The sequence below is a fragment of the Rheinheimera sp. KL1 genome, from assembly GCF_001275035.1.
Taxonomy (GTDB): Bacteria; Pseudomonadota; Gammaproteobacteria; order Enterobacterales; family Alteromonadaceae; genus Pararheinheimera; species Pararheinheimera tangshanensis.
In genome coordinates, this window is record NZ_LAMX01000016.1 from 142,587 (window position 1) to 156,705 (window position 14,119).

Sequence of the window (14,119 nt, forward strand, 5' to 3'; positions counted from 1 at the left end):
TGTGAAGCTGTGGCGAGCGCTATTCTCGGGACTATTGATTACAACTCCGGCTTACGTTCATGCTTCAAGCCTGCTGTCGGATAATTCCGGCTGGCTGTTTCCGGGCGTTGCTGCACTTTTTATTATTTCTGCTGCTTTAATCTTTATCATTCACGGCAATCGTAAACTCAAGGCGTTAGTTATTGCAGGTCAGCGTGTAGCCCTGATGCAACAAAACAGAGGCAGAGTTCTGTCAATGATTGTTGAACAGGCGCCACTACAGAAGGTGCTGGATGCGTTAGTTGAGGGAGCGGAGCACATGGACCCGTCTGCTCGCTGCACAGTGTTATTACTGGATGAACAAGGTATTTTGCATGTCGCTTCCGCACCTCATTTACCAGATGAATACAATGCAGCTATTGATGGCATAGCTGCAGGTTATGGTGTTGGGTCCTGTGGCACCGCTGCGTATCTGGGGCAGCGGGTGATAGTGGAGGACGTGCGTGTGCATCCATACTGGCACTCTTATCAGGCCTTAGTTGATATCGCAGATATCCGTTCTTGCTGGTCTGAACCCATTAAAAATCGTCGCGGAAAAGTGTTGGGCACCTTTGCGATTTATCACAAAGAGGTCACGGCCCCATCGGAGCAGGATATTCAACTGATCAGCGAAAGCGCGGCGTTAGCCGAGATTGTCATAGAACGTAGTCAAGCCATAGAGGCGTTAAAACGCAGTGAAGAGCGACACAGGTTATTGGCTGACCATGCCACTGATGTGATCTGGACTATGGATCTGAACGGGCATTTTACCTACATAAGCCCCTCGGCAGAAAAGCTAACAGGTTTTACTGTAACAGATCTGATGCAACGCCAAATGCGGCAATTGGTGACACCTGAATCTTATATACAGGTGAAATTACAAATGAAAAAAGCAGCGAAAGCCCTACAAAGTGGCGAGTCTTATCCGGATTATGTGGGGGAGGTTGAGCAGATCTGTAAGGATGGCCACCGGGTCTGGAGTGAAGTAAAAATCTCCGGTATGTACGACGCTAAAGGTGTTCTCGTTGGTATTTTGGGAGTAAACCGTGATTTAACAGAACGGCGTAAAATTGAGGAACGTATGCGTTATATGGCGCAGCACGATACGTTAACAGGCTTACCGAACCGTACTTTATTCTCTGACCGCTTACAAAAAGCGCTGCAATACGCAGTGCGGCATAAAAAAACCTTAGCCTTGATGTTGTTAGATTTAAACAAGTTCAAACCAGTTAATGATACTCATGGTCATGCAGTGGGAGATTTATTATTGCAGCAGGTGGCAGACCGGCTGCTGCATACGGTACGTGCTTCTGATACGGTAGCCCGGATAGGAGGAGATGAGTTTATTATTTTGCTACCCAAAGTAGAAGAATGCCACAGTGCCGCTCTTTTGGCCGAAAAAATTCAGCATGCTATTGCGCTACCTTTTGATATACATGGTCTGAGTATCCAAATCAGTTGCAGCATAGGGCTGGCATGTTACCCACAAGACGGAGACTCTGATTTAGTGCTGAGTAAAGTGGCAGACCAGCGGATGTATCAGCAGAAAGCTGCTACTGTGGCTGGTCAGCTCAATAACGCTGATTTACAGCCTGAACAAAGGTTGTAAACTGACTTCCAGTTGTTGCGCTGTCAGCTCGTCGGTAATAAATACCAGCTTGCTTTTTCTTTCGTCATTCGGCCAGTCCGTCAATACAGCTGTGGGGTGCAACAATTGCTGTACGCCATGGATCACCATAGGGCCAGGAAATCCTTCTACATTTAAGATTGCTTTTAACCGCAGCAACTTATGGCCCATTTGTGGTAACAAGGCGTCCAGCCACATTTCAATAGCCCGCAAGCTAACTGGCTTATCAAGTTGATAACAAAAAGCTCTGATATTCCCCTGATGTGGACTGAGCTCCTGCTCTGCGGAACGGAGTAAAGTTGGTGTTTGCTCAGGTTTCAGTGGCTCAAATTGCACAGCACTAAAATTTAGCCAGTTGGCCAAGGGGGTACTGGAGTGAACTGGCTCTATATGGTCCAACTTCAGCAGCGAGCGCAAGGCCGTGACACCATTGAGCGCTTGTTGTAGTGGTGCAGTGGGGTTTAGCTGGCGGACCCGCTGTTGAACCTGCTGTAGTACTTCGGCACTGACCAGATCCTGCTTGGTCAGCAGAATTAAATCTGCAACCGCAACCTGACGTTTCGCTTCACTGTACTTTTCGATGCTATGCAAAGCATTGGCAACATCTACCGTAGTCACAGTGCCTTGTAATCTGTACTGCTGGAATAGTTTTTCATTGGAAATCAGCGTGTTTAAGATAGGGCTTGGGTCCGCTAGCCCTGTAGTTTCTATAATGACTTTATCAAAACTTTTGATGCCATTGCGGCTAAAACGCCAGCTGATATCGGTTAAGGTTTTTGCCAGATCGCCCCGTATAGTGCAGCAGATACAGCCGTTGGACAGCTCAACAATTTGTTCTTCAGTACTGCGGCTCACCAGTAAATGATCCAGGCTGGTTTCACCAAACTCATTAATAATCACTAAGGCTTTACTAAAAGCCGGATCCTGAACCCATTGATTCAGTATGGTGGTTTTGCCACTACCTAAAAAGCCTGTCAGCAGATAAAGCGGAATTCGCTGAGCTTGATTCACTTTGTTTGTCCTTTTGGCATGCCGCGCAAATACCATGAAATTCAACCGGCTGCTGATTTAATTTAAAACCTGAGGCTGCAATTTTGCGTCTTTGTTGCTGCAATGGATTTGAGCTGGCAGAAAAGGTGACAGCCTGACAGTGCTCGCAAATCAGGCACTGGCCGGGTTCATTCATCCCCTCAGGCAGCGCTATAAACTTGTTAACGGATACCAGCTTCAGGATCAGCTGCTTGGCCAATAAAAAGTCTAAGCAACGATACACCAACATAGGGTGAATGATCCTACCTATTTGCGGTCGCAGCAAATCTATAATTTCGTATGCTGATAAAGCCCTTTGCTGCGTTTGCATGAGCACCAATACGGCTTTACGATTGCCGGTGAGCTGAATTCTGGCTGGTTTTGGCTCAGTGCTGCTCGTTTGCATAGCTTAGTTCAGAGAAATCTGGCTTTCATTGGTGCTAAGAGTAGCAGCGGATTGACCATTTTCAGTGATCCAACTACTGTTGATGCTTTGCAACTGTGGAAACAGAGTAAAAAGATTCACCGTCACAGTCACAGGTCCGGTTGTTGTGCAATTGAAATGGTAGCTAGCTTCTATATCACTATGTCCTGAATGCTCATGCTCATGCTCATGCTCGTGTTCATGAGAGTATTCATGAGAGTGTTCGTCTTTAGAACCAGAATGGTGTTGCAGTTCAGCCAGATTAGATTGATGTTGTGTCACTGTGCACTCTGCGCCTTCAATCTTAAACAACTTATCAGGAGTGGACAGCAAAGCTATAGCTTTTTTCACCGTATCGGCTTGCGCCTGGTTTTGTGGTTGATGTTCAAAACCCAGAATATCCGTACCTGTGGCGTAAAAACCTATTTGTAATTCTGTTACCTGTTTAAACAGCTCCAGTCTGGCGACACCATGTTGATGGGCTCTGGTATCAGGCTGTTCGGCCAGAATATCCATACTTTGGCTAAGCAGCACTGTGCTCGCTGCCAATAAAAACGCTAAGCGCATAAAAATCCTCCTGTTATAGGTTATTCGCCCACTGGGTCCAGGCTCAGTAGTAAACGAGGTTGAGTTGTTTGTGGAGAGCGGTGCCAGATGGCACTCTCTTTACTGTCGTTCCAGGCTGAACCTTTCAGTAGCGCCACATCTTCGGCACCTATTTGTTGATGCTGCAAAGCGCTGGCTTCACTTTGCCATTCAGTACCTGCGCCTGAATAAGTCACCAATAATCGCAGTGCGACATGGTCGGTGTGAAAACGTGGGCACATGGCTTTTTCCAGTCGTTTCAGCCTGAAGCCTACCGCAGTGCAGTCCATCAAACAGGCCAACATCTGACTTAATAACTCCAGATCGGCGATAAAGTTAGTCTTACCTTCCGCCTCGGGCAAACGTTGCTCTAATATGCTTGTCAGCTCCTTGGGCTCTGCGACAAATTGCAATGCCTGAAAGTCGGACAGGCTTTGCGCGTAGGCGCTGATAAGGTCGTTGCTGTCACGCTGCCATATGGCCAGATTTACGTCTGGCTCAAAGATCTGCGTCAGCACTTCGGCAGACTGGCTTTGCACTTGCCGCATCCGGGGGAGGAGTTGGAAGGCAGCTGACATCAGGCAAATTCCGCCTGAAATGGACTGGGCAGTGCTTTCCAGTCGTTGACAGATAAGGCCAGCTCTTGCTCTGTCAGCAGACACTGTTCTAATTGTTCTCGCATCTGCTGTTGATCCAGTTGCTGACCAATGAATACCAATTCTTGCCGGCAATCCCCAAAAGGCGCTACAAAGCTACTTTGGATCTGATGTACGGTTTCTGCATCCTCCGGCCACTGCTCCTGCGGCACTGCATGCCAGAATAAACCTGCCATGCCATAACGGGCTATGCCACCGGCCTGATGCCATTGCCAGGCATAATCAGGCTCACTGGCCAGCCAGAAATAACCTTTAGATCGCAGCAGTTTGCCTTGTGGCCAGTCTTGGTGCAGGAAGTCGTAAAACCGCTCTGGATGAAAAGGAATACGAGCCTGAAAAGCAAAACTGCTGATACCATATTCTTCCGATTCAGGTTGATGCTCACCACGTAACTCTTTTAGCCAGCCTGGGGCTTGCTGAGCTTTTTCAAAGTCAAACAAGCCTGTGCCCAGTACTTTATCTATATCAATTTTTCCCTGACTGGCCTGATGGATTTGCGCTGTGCTATTGAGTTTACGCAGTATGGCTTTGAGCTCGAGTAAATCCTGTTCACTAACCAAATCTGCTTTACTGATGATCAGCACGTCGCAAAACTCGACTTGTTCTATCAGTAGATCGGCGACACTGCGCTCGTCCTCTTCACCCAAGCTTTCGCCTTTCTCCTGCAAAGAGCTGGCTTCGCGATAATCTTTTAAGAAGTTCACGGCATCGACAACTGTCACCATGGTATCGAGCCTGGCTACATCAGATAAACTCTGACCATCTTCATGCTCGAAAGTGAATGTTTCAGCTATAGGCAGCGGTTCTGAAATGCCTGTAGATTCAATCACTAAATAATCAAAACGACCTTCTCGGGCTAAACGGCCCACTTCCAGTAACAGGTCTTCGCGCAAGGTGCAGCAGATGCAGCCATTGCTCATTTCCACCAGCTTTTCTTCAGCGCGGTTTAGGCTGATTTCGTTTTTTACTATAGCAGCGTCAATGTTCAGTTCACTCATGTCGTTGACGATCACCGCCACTTTGCGACCAGCTCTGTTATTAAGAATTTGATTCAGTAAAGTGGTTTTGCCCGCGCCTAAAAAACCTGAAAGTACAGTGACTGGTAATCTTTTATCTTCAGAGTTCAGCATAAATCAGCTCGCTAATGAGTGAGGAGTAAGGGTATTCAGCAGACGTCTGTTCAGAAGATGCGCTGCAATCAGAATTAAACCAGCTAAAACTGCTAATACAGGTTCAGCCGACTCAGGGACAAAAAGGGATGTCAGCAATAAGCTAAAACCCAGACCGCCAATCAATAATGGTTTGGTATTGCGGTGCTTAATCCAGGAAGAAGGCAGGCTCCACACCAGCATTAGGCTGATTGGAGCCAACAGCAAATAATGCACCCATTCAGATTCAAACCATGCGCCAATCAGACCTACGCCGCCTAACGCCAGCAATATTGGTGTCACTAGACAATGCAGGATACAGAGCCCTGATAAACACACTCCTAACAGATCTTTCATGATGTTCGCCTTATTTGATGTAACTGAGACTTGCCAACAAACCTTGGTTTCGTGATATGTTATATTATCACAAAATGTGAAAGCAACCGAAACTGGAATTGTTTTTTGGGGAAGTGCATGCGTAGAAAAACTATAGTGGCGAGCCTTATTGCTGCGAGCCTAAGCGGTCCGCTTTGGGCTCAGTCTGTACAAGGGACTGTGGTCGATGAGCAAGGCCAACCTGTGGCGGATGCCTGGGTGACAGTAGTTGGACAAAACAAAAAAGTGAAAACTGATGCCTCAGGTCGTTTTGAATTCAAAGACTTGCAGAGCAAGCAGGCGGAACTGCATATCGAAGCGGGCAGTTTTGCCCACCGCAATTTCCGTCTGGATTTACCTGCTCAGGGTCTACAAAGTATTCAGTTAGCGCTAAATCCTACAGCGCTTGAAGTGATAGATATCAAAGCCAGCCCATTTCATGCCTCTGCGACAGAGTCTGCTTTACCTGTCAGTGTATTGGCTGGTGATCGTCTGAAAATGAATCAGCAGTCTACGTTGGGCGATACGCTGAAAAACGAAGTAGGGGTACACAGTAACTTTTACGGTTCTGTTGCCAGTAGTCCTATTATACGGGGTTTAGATGGCCCAAGGGTTCTAATCACGCAAAATGGTCTGGATGCAGGTGATGCCTCCCGCGTTGGTCCTGATCATAGTGTGTCGGCTGAAGCCAGTACTGCCAGTCAGATAGAAGTCTTACGTGGGCCTGCCACTTTGTTTTATGGCAGTGGCGCTATTGGTGGTGTGGTGAATGTGGTGGATAACAGAATTCCCACTGAGCAAGTCACCAAAGGCGAATGGATGCTACAGCGCGAGTCGGTGAATAACGAAAAACTGGCTTCAGGTTCCGCTCAGACCTTTGTTGGTCAAACTGGTTTATATGCCGACGTATTCTGGCGTGATAACGATGATTACAGCATTCCGGGTCAAGCAGAAGTACATCACGACGACGAAGATCATGACCACGAAGAAGGCGCTTCAGGCAAAGTGGTCAATACAGCAGCCACAGCCAAGGGGTTTAGTGTAGGCAGCAGCTATCTGCTAGAAAATGGCTTTGTGGGTGTGTCTTTTGGCCAGTTAAAACGTGAATACGGTATTCCGGGCCATAGCCATGGCGGTCATGAAGAAGAAGGTGAAGAGCAGGCTGAAGAGTCTGTGTATGCCGATTTAAAACAAGACAGAGTGCAGTTTTTAAGTGAACTGGAGCTGGGGTTGTCCTGGTTACAGCAGCTTAATAGCCGCATTGCTTACACTGACTACCAGCATATGGAAATTGAAGAGGGTGTAGTAGGCACTACCTTCAAAAACCAAAGCGAAGAAGCCCGCTTTGAATTGTTGCATCCGGTGATTGCCGATTGGCGTGGTGGTATCAGCCTGCACTACAAACACAGCGATTTTGCCGCAGTTGGAGACGAGGCTTTTACTCCTCCTTCGAGCAGCGAGATGCTTGCTATAGCTTTGATGGAAGAGCGTCATTTTGGTCCAGTGTTGCTGCAATTAGGTGCTCGTACTGAGCAAGTGACTATTGATGCCAGTGATGTGTTGTTGCCTGAGCTTGCTGCCCATTCACATGATGAAGATGTGGATGATCACGACCATGATCATGACGCAGAATTTATCCGTGTTTTTGATGTGGAGCATAAGTTTAAGCCTTACAGCCTGTCGGCTGGTGCTGTTTGGGATTTTACTGAGGGCTACAACTTAGGGCTGTCGTTATCCCGCTCTGAGCGCGCGCCCTCGGCTTCTGAATTATTGTCCTTTGGTCCACACATTGGTACTGGCTCTTATGAAGTTGGTGCCTTGTTTAGCCGCAATACTGACCCAGATGCAGAACAAGCCATAGTGCTGAATCGCCAGCCGATAGAAATGGAAGTAGCCAACAACCTCGACCTGACCTTCCGTAAAATCAGCGGTGATATTGGTCTGGTATTCAATGCCTTCTACAACAAAGTAGATAACTACTACTACCAGCAAAACACTGGTTTATTCGCTGAAAGCGGCCACAGCCATGATCATACCGAAGAAGAAGGCCATGATCACAGTGGTGAGTTACCGGTTTACCTTTTTGTCGCAGAAGATGTGATTTTGCATGGCTTTGAATCGCAATTGGTATGGCAAATAGCTCAACCTTATCGCTTTACAGTGCAGGCGGACTATATCCGGGCCCGTCTGGACAGAGGCGGTGATTTACCCCGCACACCACCGCTGCGTTTATCCAGCGAACTGGCTTATGAAGGCGATCAAATCTCGGCTGATCTGCGCCTGACCCGCTATTTCAAACAAGACAAAGTCTCGGAGCTGGAAAGCGCTACAGCTGGCTACAACCTGCTGGATGCATCAGTCAGTTACCACTTCAGTGGTGCCTTACAAGACATAGTGCTTTACGTCAAAGGCGAAAACCTGACGGACGAAGAAGCCCGTGTTCACACCTCTTTTTTGAAAGACAAAACCCCCTTACCAGGCCGTTCCTTGGGTTTAGGTATTCGTGGTCAATTTTAAGTTTTATCGCGGCTTAACGTTTCCTGGTTAGCCGCGGTCTTTTTATTTTTATGGAGTTTGTATGTTGAAATCAAAACTAAATGTGCTGGCATTACTGATCAGTGCCTCTTTGCTGGCCGCCTGTGGTGACAGCACAACGAACATAGTGGAAAAGGATCCTATTCCTGTGGAAGACGATCATGATCACGACCACGAAACCGGTGCTGGTCGTCTGGTTATTTCAGATAAAGACAGCACCATGCTCAGAGTCTATAACCTTGAGGACGGTGACTTACTGGGCCAATTCAGTTCATTGAGTAATGCATCAGCTTTGTATGCTTCAGCCAGCCAGCGTTTTGTCATGGTAGTGCAGCGTGAAAGCGATAAAGTAGAGTTTATCGATGGCGGTTTGTATCAGGAAGATCATGGCGATCACTTGCATCCTTATGAAGAAGAACCTCGCTTAATGAGCCTGCAGCTCAGCGAAAGCCGGCCTACTCATGTCACCACTACAGATGAACAAATAGCCATCTTTTTTGACGGCAATGTGGCCACCTCCAGTGTGGCAAAAGTCGCAATGCTGAATGATGAGCAAATCAATACAGGCAGCAATGACTATCCGGTTTTAACCTACAGCACTCATATGCACGGCGCCGCTCAGGCCCGGGGGGAGATATTAGTTTCAACTATTCGTGATGCAGCAACAGCCAGTACTTTGCCGGATCAGGTGGGTATTTATCATGTGCATGGTGATCACTTCCATCTGGAGCAGGAATTTGACCTGCGTTGCCCTGGTTTACATGGCAGTGCACAGAACAAAGATTATGTCAGCTTTGGCTGCACTGATGGCGTGATGCTGTTAAAGCAGGACGGTGAAACTTTTACAGCAAGTAAAGTGGCCAATACGGCGGATTTCACAGGCACTATGCGGATTGGCACGCTGGAAGGGCATGAAGACGCTGCGCATTTTATCGGCTTTGCCGGAGCCGCTGTGTTTTCGGTCAATCCGGTGGCGGGAACTATCAATAAAGTCGAATGGCAGGCCACGACTGGCGCCAGCATCATAGGCTATGGTTTTGCTAATCATGGTGAAAAGTTTGTGCTGCTGGATTCCACTGGTGCTCTGAGTATCCTGAATTACAATGCAGCAGCTACAACTGGTGCTGCTTTTGAACTGGCAGACAAAGTCCAAATCACCACAGCTGATTTAACCGCTATGCCCACAGGCAGTCAGTTGCAACTGGCTATATCCGCAGCAGACGACAAGGTGTATGTGGCGGATCCACTGAGCAAAACCGTCAGCACTATTGACCTGGAAGAAGCTGAAGTCACAGAAACTCAGGAGCTGGGTTTTACGCCACATAAACTGGTGTGGGTAGGCATTCCTGCAGGGCATGACGATCATTAATTGCTTCTTTTGCCACTAACTATTAATAAGGCAGCCGTTACAGCTGCCTTTTTTACGCCGTAACATCAGAGCATCAAAGCCTCAGCTTCTTGTGCTGGCAAATACTCTGAATAAATCTTTAACAAAGTATCGTCTCTCTTCAGCTCTTCCATTTACCTTTCATCGTTCAACTGTCCTTAGGCCAAATTATTCTGGTGAGCAATCAATGCAGTTAAGTAAGGCGGTAATGTAATGAACAGTAAAGGGTTTAGATGGAGAGACGATAAATTGCACAGAGGTAGCACAGACCTAAAGTGGATCAGAAGAAGTAACGTAAGTGCTTGATAAATGGTGGCCCCACCTGGACTTGAACCAGGGACCTGCCGATTATGAGTCGGATGCTCTAACCAACTGAGCTATAGGGCCATTTGAAACAGGCTTTAACTAAACAAGTTCAAGGGCTGAACTCTTTAAAGCGCAGGCAGTATAAGAAGTTTTTCCGCTGTTGTCACCGCTTGATAACACGGAGTTTGTATCGATTGCTTACTTTTTATCCGCTTCTGATTTGTTTCAATAAAAAAGGCACCTTGCGGTGCCTTTTTTTATGTCTTGATACTACTCGTCGAGGAAGCTTTTTAATACTTCTGAACGAGAAGGGTGGCGTAGTTTACGCAGCGCTTTGGCTTCGATTTGACGGATACGTTCCCGTGTTACGTCAAACTGTTTACCCACTTCTTCCAGAGTATGGTCGGTATTCATATCGATACCAAAACGCATACGCAGTACTTTTGCTTCACGTGCTGTTAAACCGGCCAACACTTCGTTGGTGGCGGCTTTTAAGCTTTCCATTGTGGCTGAATCCAGCGGCGATTCTGACGTGCTGTCTTCGATAAAATCGCCCAGATGCGAATCTTCATCATCACCTATTGGTGTTTCCATGGAGATTGGCTCTTTAGCAATTTTCAGCACTTTACGGATCTTATCTTCCGGCATGCCCATACGTTCGGACAATTCTTCCGGAGACGGCTCACGACCCATTTCCTGCAACATCTGACGTGAAATACGGTTCAGTTTGTTGATGGTTTCGATCATATGCACAGGGATCCGGATAGTACGGGCCTGGTCAGCGATTGAACGGGTAATGGCCTGACGGATCCACCATGTCGCATAAGTTGAAAACTTATAACCACGACGGTATTCGAACTTGTCGACAGCCTTCATCAAGCCGATGTTACCTTCCTGAATTAAATCAAGGAATTGTAAACCACGGTTGGTGTATTTTTTCGCGATAGAAATAACCAGACGTAAGTTCGCCTCAACCATTTCTTTTTTCGCACGACGGGCCTTAGCTTCACCAATCGACATGCGACGGTTGATATCTTTAATTTTAAAGATCGAAAGACCGGTTTCTTCTTCAATTTTTTTCAGCTTCTCAACGCTGCGGAATAAATCTTCACGCATCTCACCCAGCTTGGCTGAATAAGGTTTGCCTGCGGCAATTTCGGCGTCGATCCATGCCGTTGAGTTTTCGTTGCCACTGAAAGACTTCATAAAGTTTTTCTTTGGCATTTTTGCGTACTCAACGCAGTTCTTCATCACAATACGTTCCTGGACACGCACGCGGTCCATCATTTCACGCATGTTTTTGACCAGACGGTCGAACTGTTTTGGCACTAAACGGAAGCAACGGAACACTTCGCTCAGTTTTTCAATTTCTTCTTTGGTGGTTGGGTGTTCACGGCCGTTTTTGACGATCGAAGCACGGGTTACTTCGTACTGAGTACGGAGTTCACCAAACTTCTCGCGCGCCATTTCCGGATCCGGGCCAGTGTCCGCTTCATCATCACCGTCTTCTGACTCTTCGTCATCGCCAGAGATATCGGCATCTTCATCGGCCAGTTCTTCTTCTGGCACGTCAGAGCCGATATGGGTGGCCGTTGGGGCCATATCATCCACTTCGTTTGGATCGATAAAAGCAGTGACAATATCACTTAAGCGAATTTCTTCGGCTTCGAATTTATCCCATTGTTCCAACAGGTAGGTGATGGCTTCAGGGTATTCAGCCACAGAGGTCTGAACCTGATTGATACCATCTTCAATCCGCTTGGCGATGTCGATTTCGCCTTCACGGGTTAACAGCTCTACAGTGCCCATTTCACGCATATACATGCGGACCGGATCTGTAGTGCGACCTAACTCTTTATCCACACTGACTAAAGCCTGAGCGGCTTCTTCTGCGGCGTCTTCATCCGGCGCAGCATCAGTCATAATCAGGTCATCGGCATCTGGTGCTGTTTCAAACACCTGAATACCCATGTCATTGATCATGCGGATAATGTCTTCGATCTGATCGGAGTCAATAATATCTTGTGGAAGATGATCATTCACTTCAGCAAAGGTTAAATAACCTTGCTCTTTACCCTTTAAGATCAGGAGTTTTAGTTGCGACTGAGGATTGTGCTCCATAGAGGCTGTTCTTCCACCCAAATAGTTAGTTCAAAAATGCGAATTAGCGATTATAACAAAGCGCGGCTTTTCTAGCCACCGCGCAATGACAGCTTACTCACGGTTATTTGCTTTTAAAAGCTTTTAACAGCAACACAAATTCGTGTTTTTCCGCCGTGGTCAGTTGCTGCAAGGTATCTTTGCGTTGCAATTCTTCCAGACGTTGACCCAGATACTGATCCTCTATAGAGCGAAAGGTATCCAGAAATTCTTTAGTTAACTGCTCTTCGGCAACCTGATGGTCCCATAACGCCAGTTTCACTAATATGTTGTATTCAGGCGTATCACGCCAATGTTCCAGCAATTGCGCTGTGGTCAGTTCAGGTTGAGCTAATAACCTCTGTTGTAAGGTCAGTAACAACTGAATACCAGGCAAATTCGCTTCTGCCAGTTCAGGAGCCAAAGGCATCGCTTTCGCGAGGGCCGGATATTGCAATAACAGAGCTATAGCGCGGCGCATCGGCGTAATTTTTGTGGCCGCAGGTGCTTTGTTCTGCACCTTGTTCTGGCTTCTGGCTGTCGTATTCTGCTGCGACGATTTACCGACCAGCGAACCTAAAGTCTCAAACAAAGCATCGCGATAAAATTCACTGGGAATTTGTTTAATCAGCTCATTGCCTTTAACCCACAAGGCGGACTTTCCGGCATCGCTGTTTAAATCTAATTCTTTGGCCAGATGGTCAAATAAATACTGACCTAAAGGCATGGCCTGTTCCAGACGGTTTAAAAAGGCCTCTTTGCCTTCTTTTTGCACCAGCGAATCCGGGTCTTCGCCGTCCGGTAAAAATACAAAATTCAGTTCCACGCCGTCTTTTAAATGCGGTAAAGCGCTTTGTAAGGCTCGCCATGCGGCGTCGCGGCCTGCTCTGTCGCCGTCGTAACAGCAAGTCACAGTGCTGGTCAGGCGGAATAGCGTATGCATATGATCTGGGGTCGTGGCGGTGCCTAAACAAGCCACAGCAAAAGATATTCCTTGCTCAGCCAGACCTACCACGTCCATATAACCTTCAACAATCAGCACGCGATTCAGCCGATCCTGGCTTTGTCTGGCTTCATATAAGCCATAAAGTTCACGACCTTTATGGAAAAGTCGGGTCTCAGGTGAGTTTAGATACTTTGGCGTACCTTCACCTATCACCCTGCCGCCAAAACCTATCACTCTGCCGCGTTTGTCCCGGATCGGAAACATCAGCCGGTCACGGAAAAAGTCGTATTCACGGCCCTGATCATTGCGGCTGATCAGTTTAATTTCAAACAGCTGATCACGAGCTGAACGTGAAGCGCCTAACTGCTTTAACACAAAGTCCCAGCTGTCAGGTGCGTAACCTATGCCGTATTTTGTCGCTGTGGCCTCTGAAATCCCACGTTTCTGCAAATAAGTGGCAGCATGAACCTGTTGCTTCAGCTGTTGCTGATACAAATCTGCCGCTTTTTGCATCTGGCTGTAATCGTCGGCCTGAGCCTGCGGATACGGCTTACCACTGCCTTGTTCGCGTGGTATCTCTAAATGATGCTGCTTCGCCAGTTCTTCAATGGCTTCTACAAATTCAAGCTGTTCGTACGCCATCATAAAACTGATGGCATTGCCGTGAGCGCCACAACCAAAGCAATGATAAAACTGTTTGTCGCTACTTACGGTAAAAGAAGGGGATTTTTCGTTATGGAAAGGGCAACAAGCCTGGTAATTCTTACCGGCCTTTTTTAACGGAACTCTGTGATCAATCAGTTCTACTATATCTGTACGAGCTAATAAGTCGTCGATAAAGTGTCTGGGAATTTGTCCTGCCACCTTTTTCCTCATCTACTGATATAGACCCAAGCAACTTGATGTTGCAGGGAGGCGACAAGCTCGTGAGACCCAGGAGCATA

At 47.2% G+C, this 14,119-nt stretch carries 11 protein-coding genes and 1 tRNA gene; 3 read left to right on the forward strand and 9 right to left on the reverse strand.

The features are described from left to right. Position 1: 1 nt before the first annotated feature. Positions 2 to 1,627 (forward strand): diguanylate cyclase domain-containing protein, encoded by a 1,626-nt coding sequence (locus WH43_RS08610; RefSeq protein WP_152342815.1) that lies wholly within the window; start codon positions 2 to 4, stop codon positions 1,625 to 1,627. On the opposite strand, the gene WH43_RS08615 is transcribed toward WH43_RS08610, so the two are convergent. Genes WH43_RS08615 through WH43_RS08640 form a run of 6 tightly spaced genes read right to left on the reverse strand, consistent with a single transcriptional unit; the run spans position 1,604 to position 5,844 of the window. Continuing rightward, positions 1,604 to 2,656, reverse strand: coding sequence for a CobW family GTP-binding protein (locus WH43_RS08615; RefSeq protein WP_286049589.1), 1,053 nt, complete (start codon positions 2,654 to 2,656; stop codon positions 1,604 to 1,606). The genes WH43_RS08610 and WH43_RS08615 overlap by 24 nt on opposite strands. Further along, a complete protein-coding gene (locus tag WH43_RS08620; protein ID WP_053424216.1) occupies positions 2,604 to 3,080 on the reverse strand; it encodes a Fur family transcriptional regulator in 477 nt (158 codons plus the stop codon). Before WH43_RS08620 ends, WH43_RS08615 begins: the two co-directional genes overlap by 53 nt. Before the next feature lie 3 nt (positions 3,081 to 3,083). Then, positions 3,084 to 3,665, reverse strand: a complete 582-nt coding sequence (locus WH43_RS08625) for a ZrgA family zinc uptake protein (protein WP_053424217.1) — start codon at positions 3,663 to 3,665, stop codon at positions 3,084 to 3,086. Positions 3,666 to 3,685: 20 nt separating this feature from the next. Continuing rightward, positions 3,686 to 4,261, reverse strand: coding sequence for a DUF1826 domain-containing protein (locus tag WH43_RS08630; RefSeq protein ID WP_053424218.1), 576 nt, complete (start codon positions 4,259 to 4,261; stop codon positions 3,686 to 3,688). After that, the gene (zigA, locus tag WH43_RS08635) at positions 4,261 to 5,469 is read right to left on the reverse strand and encodes a zinc metallochaperone GTPase ZigA (protein WP_053424219.1); all 1,209 of its coding nucleotides are present in this window, start codon (positions 5,467 to 5,469) and stop codon (positions 4,261 to 4,263) included. The genes WH43_RS08630 and zigA overlap by 1 nt, the downstream gene beginning before the upstream one ends. 3 nt (positions 5,470 to 5,472) lie before the next feature. Continuing rightward, complete coding sequence (locus WH43_RS08640; RefSeq protein ID WP_053424220.1) at positions 5,473 to 5,844, reverse strand: MerC domain-containing protein; 372 nt, start codon at positions 5,842 to 5,844, stop codon at positions 5,473 to 5,475. A gap of 117 nt (positions 5,845 to 5,961) precedes the next feature. Between WH43_RS08640 and WH43_RS08645 the strand changes: the two genes are divergently transcribed. Together WH43_RS08645 and WH43_RS08650 are read left to right on the forward strand one after the other, a co-directional pair. Beyond that, on the forward strand, positions 5,962 to 8,379 hold the full coding sequence (locus WH43_RS08645) for a TonB-dependent receptor (protein ID WP_053424221.1): 2,418 nt from the start codon (positions 5,962 to 5,964) through the stop codon (positions 8,377 to 8,379). A gap of 61 nt (positions 8,380 to 8,440) precedes the next feature. After that, the gene (locus WH43_RS08650; protein WP_053424222.1) at positions 8,441 to 9,766 is read left to right on the forward strand and encodes a hypothetical protein; all 1,326 of its coding nucleotides are present in this window, start codon (positions 8,441 to 8,443) and stop codon (positions 9,764 to 9,766) included. A 328-nt stretch (positions 9,767 to 10,094) separates the two neighbouring features. Here the strand turns inward: WH43_RS08650 and WH43_RS08655 are convergent. From WH43_RS08655 to dnaG, 3 genes are all read right to left on the reverse strand, one after another. Continuing rightward, positions 10,095 to 10,171 (reverse strand) — tRNA-Ile (locus WH43_RS08655). A gap of 189 nt (positions 10,172 to 10,360) precedes the next feature. Next, positions 10,361 to 12,211 carry an RNA polymerase sigma factor RpoD gene (rpoD, locus tag WH43_RS08660; protein WP_053424223.1) on the reverse strand — a complete coding sequence of 617 codons (1,851 nt, stop codon included), beginning with the start codon at positions 12,209 to 12,211 and terminating at the stop codon, positions 10,361 to 10,363. Between the two features lie 103 nt (positions 12,212 to 12,314). Beyond that, the gene (gene dnaG, locus WH43_RS08665) at positions 12,315 to 14,039 is read right to left on the reverse strand and encodes a DNA primase (RefSeq protein WP_053424256.1); all 1,725 of its coding nucleotides are present in this window, start codon (positions 14,037 to 14,039) and stop codon (positions 12,315 to 12,317) included. Positions 14,040 to 14,119: the final 80 nt, after the last annotated feature.

What these genes read in the sequence shown, in the direction of transcription:
- WH43_RS08620 (WP_053424216.1), bottom strand. Translation starts at nt 3,080, where the DNA reads ATGCAAACGAGCAGCACTGAGCCAAAACCAGCCAGAATTCAGCTCACC.
- WH43_RS08625 (WP_053424217.1), bottom strand. Translation starts at nt 3,665, where the DNA reads ATGCGCTTAGCGTTTTTATTGGCAGCGAGCACAGTGCTGCTTAGCCAA.
- WH43_RS08630 (WP_053424218.1), bottom strand. Translation starts at nt 4,261, where the DNA reads ATGTCAGCTGCCTTCCAACTCCTCCCCCGGATGCGGCAAGTGCAAAGC.
- zigA (WP_053424219.1), bottom strand. Translation starts at nt 5,469, where the DNA reads ATGCTGAACTCTGAAGATAAAAGATTACCAGTCACTGTACTTTCAGGT.
- WH43_RS08640 (WP_053424220.1), bottom strand. Translation starts at nt 5,844, where the DNA reads ATGAAAGATCTGTTAGGAGTGTGTTTATCAGGGCTCTGTATCCTGCAT.
- WH43_RS08645 (WP_053424221.1), top strand. Translation starts at nt 5,962, where the DNA reads ATGCGTAGAAAAACTATAGTGGCGAGCCTTATTGCTGCGAGCCTAAGC.
- WH43_RS08650 (WP_053424222.1), top strand. Translation starts at nt 8,441, where the DNA reads ATGTTGAAATCAAAACTAAATGTGCTGGCATTACTGATCAGTGCCTCT.
- rpoD (WP_053424223.1), bottom strand. Translation starts at nt 12,211, where the DNA reads ATGGAGCACAATCCTCAGTCGCAACTAAAACTCCTGATCTTAAAGGGT.